Raw genomic sequence first — 14,720 nt, 5'->3', positions numbered from 1 at the left:
TTAGCTTGTATAATTCGTCCCGATCATAGCAGGCGATCTTGTGATAACTATAAAAATGATTGGGCCGGACGTTCAGGGGGAAGCTGTATTGTCGGGTCCGAGAGGCGTTAATTGATGAACGAGAATCAAGAGTTTCATTCCCAGATTATCGAGGTCCGGGGCAGGCTGCAAAGTATTCCTTCGACTCAGGCGTTGATCAAGGCTAATCGGTTTTTGTTGCTGACAGTTTGTTTGTTGACGGTACTGGTCGCTGTGCTCGGTTATTTTGTCGTTCCTCCGTATCAAGCCGGAGCCTATCTGAAAAAACAGCCGGGTGCGGGTAATCTCGGCGAGGGCAATTCGGTGCTGAGTTCCGAAGTGAATGCGCTCAAAGGGCAGGTGATCGGGCTGGTCAGCGGTTCGATCGAGAGCAAGCTCAGGATGCTTGAGGACAGTATCAGGATGGGCGCCGCAGCCGCCTCGCTCGGTACGATCGAAGATCTGAAAAACGATGTCAAAGTGCTGCGTTCCTATTCGGATCCAAAGCCGAAAGTCGACCAGTCCGCCGGTACGAGCGAGCAGGTGTTGAGGGAAGTGTCCCAATTGAAAAAACTGATCTATGTCAGTTTGGGAGCCTGTGGGCTGTTGCTGGCGGCAGTGGCCGGTATCTGGTTTAAAAACCTGAATATTTTGACGTACAAGCAAACGATCAGGAATTATTTGCATAAGCAATAATTGTTCTTCCTGAACAAAAAAACCGCGCCTACCGAAGGGTGGGCGCGGTTTTTTTGTTTATTATTCTGTTTTTAGAGTCGGTTTTCGTAAAAATGGATATTTACGAAAACTGACTGCTGCGATCGGCAGGGTGCCGCTAACACCCTGCCATGCATTAATGATTATTTTGTTTTCAGATATTCGTACAAATCATCAATGGCCAGTTCTTCGGTCAGGCCGGCTTTTTTGACGGCTGCGTTTTTCATGATTTCATCAAGCGCTTTCGGCATGCCGCCTTTGCCATCACGCAGAACCTGTTCGAATTTCGCTCTGTCCAGGGTGCCTGCTTTGATCAGTTCGGGTAATTGCGGGTTTGAAGCGATGTCGTGGCAAGTGCCGCAACCGCGGCCGAAGGCGCGATCATAGATTTTTTTGCCGATATCGGTAGCTTCGCTGGAAAAAGCTTGTCCGCTCAGCGCGACCAAAGCAATACCCGCGAACGCGGCTAATGATTTTTTCATGTTAACCTCTCTTGATGTTGAAAAAGAACTGCAAAACAGTCCGATTAAAAAGTTAAACTCGCTGAGAACTAAGGAGTTTAACGGGAAATTTCAATTTTTATTGTTTTAGATTGGGCCGACAATCCGTTGCGGTTCATTATTGATGCCAACGATGAACGCAGACTGAATTATTCCCGTAATATTATCGCAAGGATTAGCGGTTAGAGCCAGTGTTCAAGCGAAAGAAAGCACGCCGGACGCCGTTTCGGCCGGGCTTTCCTAAGTCGTTTTGAACCATTCCAGCTTACTGTGCAGGTTGACCACGGTGCCGATGATGATCAGCGTCGGGGCCTTGATCTGTTCGTGGGCAACCTGCGCAGGGAGCGTTTCGAGCGTGCCGGTAATCACCTTTTGATGGTCCGTGGTGCCTTGCTGAATGAGCGCGACCGGCAAATCCTTCGGACTGCCGTGCGCGATCAGCGCCGAACAGATCTGTTCCAGGCCGACCAATCCCATGTAAATCACGACGGTCTGGTTCGGGGCGGCCAGTTGCGTCCAGTTCAAATTGACCGTGCCGTCTTTCAGGTGGCCGGTCACGAAGGTGCATGACTGCGCATGGTCGCGGTGCGTCAGCGGAATGCCAGCGTAGGTCGCGCAGCCGGAAGCGGCGGTAATGCCGGGTACGACCTGAAACGGGATACCTTGCTGCATCAGGGTTTCGATTTCTTCGCCGCCGCGGCCGAAGATGAACGGGTCGCCGCCTTTCAGGCGTGCGACGCGCTTGCTGGCTTTCGCCAGATCGGCCAGCAGCTCATTGATCGATTCCTGCGGCAGCACATGGTCGTCGCGTTGTTTGCCGACATAAATCCTTTCCGCATCGCGCCGCGCAAGATCGAGAATTTCCGGCGTGACCAGCCGGTCGTAGACGACCACGTCGGCTTGCTGCATCAGCCGCAACGCGCGAAAGGTCAATAAATCGGGGGCGCCGGGACCCGCCCCGATCAGATAGACTTCGCCCGTCCTTTGATTCGAGTCGATGTTTTCCAGGCTCTCCCGAAGGTGCTGCTCGGCTTCTTCATCCTTGCCCGTATAGACCAGTTCGGCGGTTCGCCCCTGAAATTGGTTTTCCCAGAAGATTCGTCGCTGTGCGGGCTGCCGGATGACTTGTTTGACTTGGTTCCGGTATTTTTCGGCAAGCTGCGCGAGGCGCCCGTAACTCGGCGGCACGACGCTTTCGATTTTGGCTCTGAGCAGACGCGCCAGCACCGGCGAGGCTCCGCCCGAGGAGATCGCCGCCACGACCGGCGACCGATCGATGATGGCGGGAAAGATGAAACTGCACAGGGCGGGATTGTCGACCACGTTCACCGGAATGTTCCGTTCCTGCGCCAGGCCGGAAACCCAGCGATTGGTTTCACCGTCGTCGGTCGCCGAGACCACGAGCCGAAAATCGCCCAGATCCTCGGCCTCGAATCGTTTTTTCAGCACGTTCAACGGAGATTTGGCGGCGAGCGCCGCGAGGCTGTCGCCGATCTCTTCGGCAATTACGGTAATGCGGGCGCCGGCCCGGGACAACAGTTCGATCTTTCTGGCGGCCACCTCGCCGCCGCCGACAACCAGGCAAGGCTGGTCCTTGAGGTTTATGAAAAGGGGGAAATAATCCATTTCGGTGCGAGCGTTCTCGGAGAGTTGGGAGAGTGGTATTATAGGGGGTCTTTTCCGCGTCATTGCAATTTTAAAAACAAACGATGGTTGAATTTGATATCGAAGTCGATGCCAGCGGCCTGCATTGTCCGCTGCCGCTTTTGCGCCTGAAAAAAGCCCTGATGGAGATGGACAGCGGCAGCATAGTCAAAATTATCGCCACCGATCCGGCGGCGCATCTGGATATCGGCGTTTATTCGGACCAGTCCGGGCACAAGATCATCGATTTCGTCCGCCACGCGGGACAGCAAATCTTTTATATCCGCAAAAAATAAACGGCCGCCGGCCGTTTAGAGAGCGATCCTGCCGTTTTTCGCCTTTCCCGATCATGACTGATACCCTTATTCCCCGCATCGCCGGATACAAGGCATTGAAGAAATTGCGCACGGTATTGGCGATCGCGCGCGGCTGCGTGCTGCTGTCGGTGCTGCGCCAGGAAAACGAGGCGACGATTTCGCACGACCAGACCAAGCGCGTGACCTACCTGACCGAGCTGTTTTCGCACATTCACCGCGAAATGTACCACGACTGGAAGGAGCAACTGACGGTCAAGCACCGCCCGGGGTCGATGGTCGATCCGGACAAGCGCCAGAAATTCCGCAAGGCTGTGGCAGGGCTCGTGCTTGATGATGAAAAAAGCCGCGATACGGCCATATTCGATAATAACGGCTTCGTGATCCGTACGGACGACATTGCGGAACGTCTCGCCGGTTTTTATCTGAAGATGCGCCGGATACGGCCGTTCTCGTACGGCAACCGGATCACGCTCGATTTTTTCATGACCGTGCTCGGCAAGCTGCCGGCCTTTAAAAGCGTTTATGAGGCGGGCATCGATTTTCGGCGCTTGACCGCCGATGATGCGAAGGCTTTGCACGACCCGCAAAGTTCGCTCGAGGAGCTGACGCTCGCGTTCGTGCACGCGCTCGATCCTTCGCGTACGCAAAGCCTGCAGAATCAGCCGAATGCTTTCGGCAAATGGCCGGAGCACAAGGCCTTCGTCGGCGGCATTCCGTTTTTGTCGCATCGGGCCGAAAACGGCGTGGATTGCCTGGTCCGGATCGATGGCGGTCTGGTGCCGCTCGCCAGCGTGAATGAAGGCGATTTCGTCGCGGGCAAGCATTTCGCGGATTTTCCCGGCCGGGTTTCCGAGCAGGTAATCGGCTATTTGCCCGGCACGGAGGCGCTCCGCGAGCCGGGAAAAAGCGAGATCGACGGGGTCAGGTCGAGCGCGGGCGAGGCGGCGCCACTGTTCTGCCTGGACATCAACATGCTGACCGGTTTGCGCCTGCCGAGTCATACCGAATTGCTGGAGCTGCTCAGGCAGTGCGAAGGCGTCAAGACGCCGATCTTCAAGCTCGCCAATAACGAAGCATTGAAGAACCGCTTGTTGATCGCGGCCGACGGCGATCTCAGGCTTAGGCGCGGCGTCGAAATCGCTTACGAACGGCTCGGACGGATTGCGGGTAAACTGGAACACGCCCAAGCGGCCATTTTCGAAGGGAAAGCCCCGGATCCGAACCCGAAGCTGTTTATGTGCATGGGCGGGGCCGGTGCCGGCAAGACCGCGGTCGAGGAAATTGCCAGGGCCGAGTGCGGGGATAATTTCGTGATCGCATCGCTGGACGAATTCCGCAAGGTCAGCGATTCCTACCTGGTGCTGACCGCGGCCAGCCATCACAGCGATGATTATGTCTACGTCGAACCGTTCGCGAACCGGCTGCGCGACATGGTCGCCGAGCATGCGCGCACGTTTGGCTACAATCTGCTCTATGACGGCACCAGCATTCCCTATCATCCGCGCTACGCGAATCTGGTCAGGCAATTCAAGGAATCCGGTTTCCATACCCAGATTGCGGCGGTCGACGCGTTTATCGTGAAGCCGTCCGGACGCGAGGAAGAGCTGTTCCGTTCCGGCGTGATCGACAGCGTGAAGGCGCGCTTCGACGAAGCCGGGCGCGCCCTGCCGTGGGTGATTACCGTTTACAAGCACATCCGTTCGCCCGAGTCATTCCTGAACGCGCTGGAAGACCCGGCGCTGGACAAACTGGCGCTGTTTGCGAACGACGGCGAACGCGGCCGGCATTACCTGGTCGCCGAAAGCTTCCTGCTCTCCGACCGGCAGGTGGAAGTTTTGCGGGAGAAGCAGCGGGACGGCGGTCTGGCCGACCATTTGCGCCTGATCATCGCCTGGCGCTACGATTCGCTGCTGAACAGATTGTCGCTGGGCGACCAGGACCGGCTGGCCGGGCTCTTGGCCCGCAATCCGGCGTTCGAAGAGAGCAATGTCGCCTATCAGATTTATCCGGTGCAGAACGGCAACCGGGTGCTGTTGATCTACAATACTCGGCGCATGATCGATTTCGTCGAAAAACGCCAGCTCAATCCGCATGCCTCCGGCGAGGAAGGGCTTTTGCACAAGCCCGAGGCGCTGGCCTTCCATGTCGACCCGCATACGAAAGAGCCCTGGATTACCCGCTTGCAAGGTTCCCAGAGCGGATAGACTCGTTAAACGCGACAAGGGCGGAAGAAGAGCGTTCCGCCCGTGTACACAGCCCTGGCTTGGCAGCGCTTATTCGGCTGCCGCTTCCTCTTCCTCGGGCTGGGGATTCAGCTTGTCCAGGATTTCCTGGGCATGCCCTTCCGGGGTGACGCCGTAGGCGACGTCTTGCAGAATGCCTTCCTTGTCGATGATGAAGGTCGAGCGCAGAATGTGCATGCCTTTCACGCCGTTCTTCTCGCGTTCGCGCCAGACGCCGTAGTTTACGCACATTTCGCCTTGGGTATCGGCGAGCAGTTCCACTTTCAGTCCGTACTTCTTGACGAAATCGGCATGGCATTGGCAGGTATCCTTACTGACGCCGATCACGACCGTATCGAGTTTTGCGAATTCGTCGGCCAACTGGGTAAATTCATTGGCCTCGATCGTGCAGCCGGGGGTATCGTCTTTCGGATAGAAATATAAGACAATGTTTTTCTCGCCGGCAAAATCGTGCAGGCTGACCAGTTGGTTGTTCTGGTTCATTGCTCTGAACATCGGAGCGGGTTGGAGTTTTTCTAGCATCGAACACCTCGAATCTCGTTATTGTTATTATGGTACACTCAGCACAAAGCCGGGCTTCGGTGCGAACGGCCAATGAGCAAGACCGGGTATTTGTTTGTCTGAGTGGGTAGGATCGGAACACCGTTTACGGACGATGTCCTCCGCATGATAATCAGCCTGTAAACGAAAGTCTAGCCATTGTCTTGACCCGGTTGATAAATAATTCTCCGTCCGGCCGGAAGCAAGGTATGCGATGGGATAAAGTTAAAGGTAAAAATTTTGGAATAAGTGATGAATGCGAGTCTGGAGAAAATCAACGGCTACAGTGTAGTGAATGTGCTCGACGAACGGATCGATGCGCATAATTCGGCCGGGTTGAAAGAAATGTTTCTGCGTTTGATCGAACAGGGAGAGGCCAAGATCGTCGTGCAGTTGGACAAGGTGCGCTTTATCGACAGTTCGGGGCTCGGTGCGCTCTTGTCCGGACACAAGAATCTGACGTCGAAGAAGTCTGGCCGGTTCATCCTGGCCGGCTGCAAACAGCAGGTGCTGTCGATGTTTGAATTAACGCGTTTGAACCGGATTTTCGAAATCTATACCGATCTAACTGAAGCTTTGGAAAATGAAAAATAAACGTTAGCTATGTGCGATCCCATTATGCAGGTCGAAGTGATCATTCCCACCCAGACCAAATATCTGAATCTGATCGGGAGTATCGGCGAACATATTGCGAAGGAGTTGGAAGACTACTCCGGCGATCGTGAAATGCTGGCATATCATCTGAATCTGGTGTTGACCGAGGCGACCGCCAATGCGATCAAGCACGCTAACTGTAACGACCCGAAGGATTCGGTCCGCATCACCATTCATATCGACGACCATGAATTGAAAATCAAGGTCTACGATCACGGCCAGGGTTTCGACCTGGAAAAAGTGGACATCCCGGATTTCGACCATCCCAAGGAAGGCGGCATGGGCGTTTATTTTATCCGCACGCTAATGGATTCGGTCACTTACAATAGAATGAGCGACTGCAATGTGTTGGAAATCGTTAAGCATCTCAAATGAATTCGGCGGATAAAAAGAACAGCCCCGAAACCTGGCAGCAAGCCTTGCGCCGGCTGGCCGAACGGGCGCTCGGCAAAAAGCAGGGCCATGCTTTGTGCGTCAAATACCGTTCCCTGGCAACCGAAAATTATCAGGCGCTGGTGCCGCCGCGCTTTGCGCTGAAAGACATGCTGCATCTGGAGCGGCTGGATGAGGCTTGTCCGTCGGTGAGTCTGCTGAATCCGTCCCGGCACGTCGAGCATTACCGGCTGCATTTTTACAGCCGGCAGGAACGGTTTCTCGACGAATATATTCCGCTGCTCGAAAATCTGCATCTCAGGGTAATGGATCAGGTGCAGTTTACCGGTGACGTAAAAGATGTCCGTTATTTCATCAAGAGTTTCACGATCAAGCCCGCGCAAGCTCCCTGCAAGCAGATCGTAAGGCTGAGGCCGCGCCTGCTCGATGCAATCCGGGCGATTTTAGCCGCGCGCGTCGAAAACGACGGTCTGAACAAGCTGATCATCCTGACCGGTATGGACTGGCAGGAAGTCGACGTGTTGCGCGCCTACCGGAATTATTATCTGCAATTGGGCCACCGGACCTCCCGCGCCAGTATCCATCATGCGCTGCTCTGCAATCCCGACGTGGCGCTGTGCCTGTACCATTATTTCGATGCGCGCTTCAGGCCTTACAGGGAAGATGAAAATGCTTCTCTCAGAGAAGAGCGGAACCTGTTGCCGATGCATCTGAATTTGCTGAAGAGCATGGAAAATGTTGCCGATTTGAACGACGACAGAATCTTGCGCAACCTGTTCAACCTGATCGATGCGACGATGCGCTGCAATTTTCATCTGCGGCGGCAGTCGCTCGACGCTTACTTCATCGCTTTCAAGATCGACAGCCTGGGCGTGATCGAGATGCCGCCGCCGAAGCCTCAGTACGAGATTTATGTGCATGCGGCGACGATGCAGGGCATTCATCTGCGCGCCGGCAAGGTGTCGCGGGGCGGCATCCGCTGGTCCGACCGGCCCGATGATTTCCGCAGCGAAATTCTCGGACTGATGCAGACGCAGATCGCCAAAAATGCGCTGATCGTGCCGACCGGCGCCAAAGGCGGATTCGTACTGACCGGCGACGGCTTGCGGGGCGGCATGAAGGAAGCCGGCAAACGGGCTTATCTGATACTGATCGAGGGCCTGCTCGACCTGACCGATAATTACGACGACGCGCAGATCGTATCGACTCGGCCGGATCTGGTCGTGTACGACGATCCCGACCCTTACCTGGTCGTCGCGGCCGATAAAGGTACCGCGCAGTTTTCGGATATCGCGAACGCGGTTTCGGCAGATTACCGATTCTGGCTCGGCGATGCATTCGCCAGCGGCGGTTCGCGCGGATACAATCACAAGGCCTTGGGCATTACCGCGCGCGGCGCCTGGGAATGCGTGAAGCGGCATTTCCGCGAACTCGGCAAGGACATTCAGAATGAAACGTTTACCGTTATCGGCGTCGGCAGCATGGACGGCGACGTGTTCGGCAACGGGATGCTGCTGTCGCCCTGTATCCGTTTGCGGGCCGCATTTAGCGGCCAGCATATCTTTCTCGATCCGAGCCCGCCGGAAGACGAGCGCGCGTTCCTGGAGCGCAAGCGCCTGTTCGAACTGCCGGGCTCCAGTTGGGACGATTATGACCGTTCGTTGTTGTCGAAAGGCGGTGGCGTGTATTTACGCTCCGCGAAAGATATTCCGCTCTCTTCCGAGGTGAAAGGATGGCTCGGCGTACATTACCGCGCACTCGACGGCGAATCGCTGATACGCTATTTGCTGACCGCGGAAACCGATTTGCTGTGGCTGGGCGGTATCGGTACCTATGTGAAGTCCAGCACCGAAAAGCACGAAGACGTTTCCGACCGGGCGAACGACAATGTCCGTGTCGATGCGTCCGCGTTGCGCGCGAAGGTGGTCGGGGAAGGGGCGAATCTCGGCTTTACCCAAAAAGCGCGGATCGAATACAACCTGAAAGGGGGCAGGATCAATACCGATGCGGTCGATAATTCCGCCGGCGTCGATACGTCCGATCATGAAGTCAATTTAAAAATTCTGCTGACGCTGCTCGGCAAGAGAAATTTACTGGCCGACGGCCAAACCTTGTTCGCCGAGATGACCGAAGATGTTTGCCGGCTGGTGCTGGCGGACAATTATGCGCAGAGCCAATGCCTGTCTCTGGAGCAATTGCGGGTCGCGGAAAGCACCGCGGCGTTTTTTAAGGCCGCCGAGCGACTGGAGGCCGCCGGGTTTCTCGATGGCGCCAGGAACGTGTTTCCGGGCGAAAAAGAAGTGCAGGGCCGGCCGGACAAGAATCTGGCGCGGCCGGAGCTTGCGGTGCTGATGGCTGGCGCCAAAATGTTTCTGACTGAACAGATTCAGGCGCATACGGCATTATTGGAAGATCCGTGCTGCGACCGTTATCTGCGCGATTATTTTCCCGAGCGGATTGTCGAAGATTACCGGGACGATTTGCTCCTGCATCCTCTGGCCGACAAGATCAAGGCGACCTTCATCAGCAACAAGATCATCAATCAGGCCGGTAGCGGTTTTGTTGTTGCTCATAACGGGGAAAAAATCGACCTGCTGGAACAAATCAACTGTTATCTGGCTTTTGAGCGTATTCTGGAGGCGGATGCGTTGCGGCGCCGTATCGAGCGCCTCGATAATCGAGTGCCGGCGTCGCTGCAATACCGGCTTCTGCTGGATATCGAACTGCTGCTTGAGCATTTTTGCCGCTGGGCTTTAGCCCGCGCGCTCCGGATCCGGCCCGATGCGGCGACAATGGCTTTGTACCGGGGGTACTTGAGCGACTATTGGGAGTATTTCCATGCGCGGATACTGGCGCAGGACGAAGCGGTAAATAGACGGCTGGCCCATTACGAGTCCCAGGGAATCGCCGACGATCTCGCTTTAAAAATGGCTTTCTTCGGCGAACTGCACGATTTCTTATGGCTTGTCGATCTGGCGCTGCAGTCGCAGCGGGATCTGGCGTCCGTTTCGCGGCGGTATCGGGAAATCAGAGCGCTTTTGGGGCTGGATGGGGTCTTTGACCGTCTCTCCGGCTTGCCCAGCCAGGACCGCTGGCAAGACAGAGTCGGCAGGGATTTGCAGGAACAGTTGATGACGCTGACCGGCAGACTGTTGATTGTGATCCTCTCCAGCCCGGCGCCTACGTGTGCGGCGTATTTCGAAGCGCTCGGAAATCGGGACGAAGTCGCCCGTTATTTCGATCTTGCCCGGGAAGTCGGCCGTCTGACGCCCACCCATTTGTATCCCTATCTGGTGCTCTGCGGGCAGTTGGAAAGACTGGCCGACAGTCTTTCCGTCGAAGCGGGCGGTGTTTAGAAGCATATCCTTATACACAAGTCCGTCATTCCGGCAGAGCCTGCGCCGGCCGGGGATTGCCGGAATTCAGGCTACAGGGACGTTTTGAGCTTGCCGTCCCTGGCGCTGGATGCGGCAACTGCTCCTGCGTTGCTCTAGCTCCTGCATCCATGCAGTCGACCCGCTTCCCGGCGGGTATGACGGCATTTATGTATAAGGGCATGGCTTAGAAGGGGATGCCGATACCGGTTCGCAAGAGTCTGTGCTGCTTGCAATCGACCGCCGATACTTTAGGATTGACTTTTAAAAAAACTAGTAACAAACTGTACTGTATATAAAAACTAGATTTCTGGTCTGTGTCGACAATCAACAAACCGCGAGGATCGGGCACCATGGACAAGAAGATATATGGTAGAGTTTCGGAGAGCCTTCCAGCGACGGTCGTCAATGAAAACGGCGTCGAGCTGCACGTCATTGCCGTGGATACGGCGGGGGACGGCGTCAATGTGTTGTGTGATCTTTACCAGCGGGATGCGATCGTGCCGGGCGGCAACTTTTTGGTCGGCGGACGTCCGGTGCAATTGTCGATTTCTTTGACTTTGCCCGATGGTGAAGGGTTGGATGCGCCTTTTCGGGCAAAATGCCATATCGCGTTTTTGCGGCGCCTGTCGAAAGAACGCTGCATGATCGGCATGCGCTATGTCGATGTCGAGAGCCAGAGCCTGAACCGGCTGGTCCGGTATCTGAAAAAATCGGCCGGCCTGAACGAAGCGCATTGGCCGATTTAGCGGGAAATTCCCTCTTTTTTCGAGAGTTCCCGGCAGTTTATCCTCCCAGCGCGCTGACGATTTCTTCCCGCAGTTTTTTCTGGGTTTCGGCATCGGTGATTGGCCGGAGCGCGCTGTCCGTCACGTAAAACATGTCTTCGGCGCGGCTGCCGATCGTGGTAATCTTCGCATTATGCAGATTGATGTGCTGCTTCAAGAAGGCGCGGCCGATCTTCGAGAGCAGGCCGGCCCGGTCGGTGGTGATCAGCTCGATGATCGTGCAGTGGCTCAGCGGGTCGTCCTGAAAACGGATGCTGGTCGGGATCGGAAAGTGTTTGGCCTGCCGGGACTGGCGGTGAATATTTTTACGCTCGTGCACCGCTTTGTTCAACAGGTTATTGCGCAGCACGGAACAAATATGCACTTCCCGGAGCAAGTCGGTGATCGGTTCGCCGTTTTGTTCGAGCACCTGAAAGCTGTTCAGCACATAATTGTCCAGGGTCGTCATGATGCGGGCGTCGAGTACGGTCAGGCCCAGCTGATCCAGTGTGGCGGTGCTGATCGAGAAAATGTTGCCTTCATTGGTCGTGTAGACGAAAACTTCCGCGCTGCCGTGCTGGGTTTGCGGGCGCAGGAGCACCAGCGGCAGTTCGGCTTCGCTGGAAGAGGCGATCGCAATGGTATGCCAGACGATTTCGTCGGCCGAATAGCGCAGAAAATAATCGTCGTTCACATGCCGCCAGGAAGCGTCGATGTCCGCCTTGGACAGGCCCAGCTTCAGGAGTTCGTCGTACGCCTCTTTTTTGGTTTCGAGAATCCGGTCGGTCTGACCGGCCGGGTTCGGCAGGCCGCGGCGCAGCATCAGGTGCGTCGCCGAATAGAGTTCCCGCAGCAGCGAATCTTTCCAGGAATTCCAGAGCTCGGGATTGGTCGCGCGAATGTCGGCGACGGTCAGCAGATAGAGGTGATTCAAATACTCGACGCTGGCGGCCTGCTGGGCGAATTTGTAGATCACGTCCGGATCGCTGATGTCCTTGCGCTGGGCGGTCATCGACATGATCAGATGGTTGCGGACCAGCCAGGCGACCAGCTTGGTGTCGTGCGCGGAAAAATCGTGCTGCCGGCAGAATTCCCGGGCGATGTTTTCCCCGATCGTCGAATGGTCGCCGTTCATGCCTTTGGCGATGTCGTGGAAAAGCGCGGCAAAGTACAACAGTTCGGGTTTGCCGATCAACAGAAATATCTGATTGCACAGCGGCAGCTCGTCCTTGTGTTTTTCGAGCGAAAAACGGCGTAGATTGCGGATCACGAACAGCGTATGTTCGTCGACCGTGTAGATATGGAACAGATCGTACTGCATGCGGGCGACGATGTTCGCGAAGCCGGGCAGGTAGGCGGCCAGGATGCCGTAGCGGTTCATTCGCCGCAATTGGTGCGTCAGCCCCCGGGGTTGCTGGAAGATTTTGACGAACAGCCGGTTGGCGGTTTTGTCGTGGCGGAAATCGTCATCGATCAGGTGCAGGCTTTTGCGGACCAGGCGGATGGTGGTGGCCCGTACCCCTTTCAGCTCCGGATGCTGCTGCAAAATCAGGATCATCTCGAGCAGGGACGCTGGATTCCGGATAAAGGCCTGTTCGTCGACCGCTTCCAGATAGCCGTTGATCGAAACGAACTGCGCATTATCGGGAATCGGCTTGATGTCGGTATGACCGTTGATGAAGCGTTCGTGGAACAGCTGCAGCAGCATTTCGTTCAGGCGTTCGAGGCCCTGCACGGTTTTGAAATAGAACTGCATGAACAGTTCGACGTCCTGGTTGTATTGCTGGTCCTCGCGGCTGAAGCCGAATTGCGCGGCCAGTTCGCGCTGATAGTCGAAAATCAGCCGGTCTTCGCAGCGGTTGGTCTGCAAATGCAGGGCGTAACGGATGCGCCAGAGCACCTCGACCGCATCGACCAGTTCGTTGTATTCCGAGACCGGCAGAAAGCCGTATTTGATCAGTTCTTTGAGGGTCGAAGAATTGTAATGGCGTTTGAATACCCAGGCGATCACCTGGCGGTCGCGCAGTCCGCCGGGGCCTTCCTTGATGTTCGGCTCCAGGTTGTAGGCGGTGTCGTGGAATTTGGCGTAGCGCTGCCGCTGCTCTTTCATTTTGGCGGCGAAAAACTGGTCCGAAGGCCAGATCTTGTCGGGCGCAATCGCCTCTCTGAGCGTTTCATACAACGCCTGATCGCCGCAGATCAGCCGCATCTCCATCAGACTGGTGATGACGGTCTGATCGTCGATCGCCTCGCGCACGCATTCTTCGACCGTTCTGACGCTGTATCCGGGTTTCAGACCGATGTCCCAAAGAAACGTGAAAAACTGTACCAGTGCGTCCTGACGCGGTGCAGCGCCTTCCGAATCGAGCAGGACCATGATGTCGATATCGGAATACGGGAACAGCTCGCGCCGGCCGTAACCGCCGACCGCGATCAGGCTCAGGCGGGGAGCATGATCGCCGAGGAAAAGGCGCCAGCAGCGGCCCAGGATCGCATCGATGAAATCCGATTTGGCATGCAGCAGCGGCAGCACCGACCGGTGCGGATCGAATTGGCGGTGCAGTTCGGCATTTTTCTCTTTCAGCAGCTGTTTGAAGAACGGCAGGCTGTCGGAGCCGGAGAAGGGGAGTTTGTCGATCGGATCGTGCAACGGGATTACCTTTCTTCTTGCCGTAATGTCAGAATCTCGTACCCGTCGGCAGTGACCAGCAAGGTATGTTCCCACTGCGCGGAAAGGCTGCGGTCTTTGGTCACCACGGTCCAGCCGTCCGACAATATTTTGACATGGCGTTTGCCGAGGTTGACCATCGGTTCGATCGTGAAAATCATGCCCGGCTGCAGTACTTCGCCGGTGCCGGCCTTGCCGTAATGCAGGACCTGCGGTTCCTCGTGGAAGACTTTGCCGATGCCGTGCCCGCAAAACTCCCGGACGATCGAATAACGGTTGCTCTCCGCATGCTTCTGGATCGCCTGGCCGATATCCCCCAGCGTCGCGCCGGGTTTGACCTGTTGAATGCCCAGATACATCGATTCCTGGGTGATCTTGACCAGTCGTTTCGCGTGCGGGCTGACTTCGCCGACGCAGAACATCTTGCTGGTGTCGCCGTGATAGTCATCCTTGATCACGGTAATATCGATATTGACGATGTCTCCGGATTTCAGCTTTTTTTCGCCGGGAATGCCATGGCAGACCTGCTGATTCACCGAAGTACAGATCGATTTTGGAAAGCCTCGATAATTCAGCGGCGCCGGAATGGCCTTTTGCACGTTCACGATGTAATCGTGGCAGATGTTATTCAGCTCATTGGTCGTAATGCCCGGTACGACATGGGGTTCGATCATTTCCAGGACTTCGGCGGCCAGACGGCCGGCGATGCGCATTTTTTCGATTTCGGTTTCGGTTTTGATGGTAATGCTCATTGATCAGGCAAGGCCTCGGAACAATTGAAAGAATTCGCAGGATATAAATTGATTTACGGAGCAACGAAAATGCCGAGATTCGCCGTAAAATTCTTACAATATATCATATATCCCGGTCGGATACGCCGGCCGGCAT

12 protein-coding genes are annotated in these 14,720 nt (G+C 55.8%); 7 read left to right on the top strand and 5 right to left on the bottom strand.

Annotation, left to right across the window (positions count from 1 at the left end; all coding sequences use genetic code 11):
- The first annotated feature begins 114 nt into the window (after positions 1 to 114).
- Positions 115 to 714, top strand: coding sequence for a hypothetical protein (locus CC94_RS0119560; RefSeq protein WP_031431882.1), 600 nt, complete (start codon positions 115 to 117; stop codon positions 712 to 714).
- Between the two features lie 161 nt (positions 715 to 875).
- Here CC94_RS0119560 and CC94_RS0119555 read toward each other — a convergent pair whose 3' ends face one another.
- Both CC94_RS0119555 and cysG read right to left on the bottom strand, forming a co-directional pair.
- Complete coding sequence (locus tag CC94_RS0119555) at positions 876 to 1,214, bottom strand: c-type cytochrome (RefSeq protein ID WP_005372583.1); 339 nt, start codon at positions 1,212 to 1,214, stop codon at positions 876 to 878.
- Positions 1,215 to 1,472: 258 nt separating this feature from the next.
- On the bottom strand, positions 1,473 to 2,858 hold the full coding sequence (cysG, locus tag CC94_RS0119550; RefSeq protein ID WP_031431881.1) for a siroheme synthase CysG: 1,386 nt from the start codon (positions 2,856 to 2,858) through the stop codon (positions 1,473 to 1,475).
- Between the two features lie 83 nt (positions 2,859 to 2,941).
- Here cysG and CC94_RS0119545 point away from each other — a divergent pair, with 83 nt between their 5' ends.
- Entirely contained in the window at positions 2,942 to 3,172 is a 231-nt protein-coding gene (locus tag CC94_RS0119545) for a sulfurtransferase TusA family protein (RefSeq protein WP_005372581.1), read from the top strand.
- A gap of 53 nt (positions 3,173 to 3,225) precedes the next feature.
- Complete coding sequence (locus tag CC94_RS0119540) at positions 3,226 to 5,397, top strand: zeta toxin family protein (RefSeq protein ID WP_005372580.1); 2,172 nt, start codon at positions 3,226 to 3,228, stop codon at positions 5,395 to 5,397.
- A 69-nt stretch (positions 5,398 to 5,466) separates the two neighbouring features.
- Here CC94_RS0119540 and CC94_RS0119535 read toward each other — a convergent pair whose 3' ends face one another.
- The gene (locus CC94_RS0119535) at positions 5,467 to 5,958 is read right to left on the bottom strand and encodes a peroxiredoxin (protein WP_005372579.1); all 492 of its coding nucleotides are present in this window, start codon (positions 5,956 to 5,958) and stop codon (positions 5,467 to 5,469) included.
- Positions 5,959 to 6,228: 270 nt separating this feature from the next.
- Between CC94_RS0119535 and CC94_RS0119530 the strand changes: the two genes are divergently transcribed.
- From CC94_RS0119530 to CC94_RS0119515, 4 genes are all read left to right on the top strand, one after another.
- Positions 6,229 to 6,570: an STAS domain-containing protein gene (locus CC94_RS0119530; RefSeq protein ID WP_005372578.1), complete on the top strand. Its 342-nt coding sequence runs from the start codon at positions 6,229 to 6,231 to the stop codon at positions 6,568 to 6,570.
- A gap of 9 nt (positions 6,571 to 6,579) precedes the next feature.
- Positions 6,580 to 7,005: an ATP-binding protein gene (locus tag CC94_RS0119525; RefSeq protein ID WP_005372577.1), complete on the top strand. Its 426-nt coding sequence runs from the start codon at positions 6,580 to 6,582 to the stop codon at positions 7,003 to 7,005.
- Positions 7,002 to 10,379, top strand: coding sequence for an NAD-glutamate dehydrogenase domain-containing protein (locus CC94_RS0119520; protein WP_005372576.1), 3,378 nt, complete (start codon positions 7,002 to 7,004; stop codon positions 10,377 to 10,379). Before CC94_RS0119525 ends, CC94_RS0119520 begins: the two co-directional genes overlap by 4 nt.
- 371 nt (positions 10,380 to 10,750) lie before the next feature.
- A complete protein-coding gene (locus tag CC94_RS0119515) occupies positions 10,751 to 11,146 on the top strand; it encodes a PilZ domain-containing protein (protein WP_005372575.1) in 396 nt (131 codons plus the stop codon).
- Positions 11,147 to 11,183: 37 nt separating this feature from the next.
- On the opposite strand, the gene glnD is transcribed toward CC94_RS0119515, so the two are convergent.
- Positions 11,184 to 13,814, bottom strand: coding sequence for a [protein-PII] uridylyltransferase (gene glnD / locus CC94_RS0119510; protein ID WP_031431880.1), 2,631 nt, complete (start codon positions 13,812 to 13,814; stop codon positions 11,184 to 11,186).
- Between the two features lie 5 nt (positions 13,815 to 13,819).
- Complete coding sequence (gene map / locus CC94_RS0119505; RefSeq protein ID WP_005372572.1) at positions 13,820 to 14,584, bottom strand: type I methionyl aminopeptidase; 765 nt, start codon at positions 14,582 to 14,584, stop codon at positions 13,820 to 13,822.
- Positions 14,585 to 14,720 lie beyond the last annotated feature (136 nt).

This window comes from Methylomicrobium agile (assembly GCF_000733855.1).
Classification (GTDB): domain Bacteria; phylum Pseudomonadota; class Gammaproteobacteria; order Methylococcales; family Methylomonadaceae; genus Methylomicrobium; species Methylomicrobium agile.
The sequence above is the reverse complement of the archived record's forward strand: the minus strand, read 5'-3'. Positions and strand labels throughout refer to the sequence as shown.

Coding starts and splice junctions, on each gene's coding strand:
- CC94_RS0119560 (WP_031431882.1), top strand. CDS start 115: ATGAACGAGAATCAAGAGTTTCATTCCCAGATTATCGAGGTCCGGGGC.
- CC94_RS0119555 (WP_005372583.1), bottom strand. CDS start 1,214: ATGAAAAAATCATTAGCCGCGTTCGCGGGTATTGCTTTGGTCGCGCTG.
- cysG (WP_031431881.1), bottom strand. CDS start 2,858: ATGGATTATTTCCCCCTTTTCATAAACCTCAAGGACCAGCCTTGCCTG.
- CC94_RS0119545 (WP_005372581.1), top strand. CDS start 2,942: ATGGTTGAATTTGATATCGAAGTCGATGCCAGCGGCCTGCATTGTCCG.
- CC94_RS0119540 (WP_005372580.1), top strand. CDS start 3,226: ATGACTGATACCCTTATTCCCCGCATCGCCGGATACAAGGCATTGAAG.
- CC94_RS0119535 (WP_005372579.1), bottom strand. CDS start 5,958: ATGCTAGAAAAACTCCAACCCGCTCCGATGTTCAGAGCAATGAACCAG.
- CC94_RS0119530 (WP_005372578.1), top strand. CDS start 6,229: ATGAATGCGAGTCTGGAGAAAATCAACGGCTACAGTGTAGTGAATGTG.
- CC94_RS0119525 (WP_005372577.1), top strand. CDS start 6,580: ATGTGCGATCCCATTATGCAGGTCGAAGTGATCATTCCCACCCAGACC.
- CC94_RS0119520 (WP_005372576.1), top strand. CDS start 7,002: ATGAATTCGGCGGATAAAAAGAACAGCCCCGAAACCTGGCAGCAAGCC.
- CC94_RS0119515 (WP_005372575.1), top strand. CDS start 10,751: ATGGACAAGAAGATATATGGTAGAGTTTCGGAGAGCCTTCCAGCGACG.
- map (WP_005372572.1), bottom strand. CDS start 14,584: ATGAGCATTACCATCAAAACCGAAACCGAAATCGAAAAAATGCGCATC.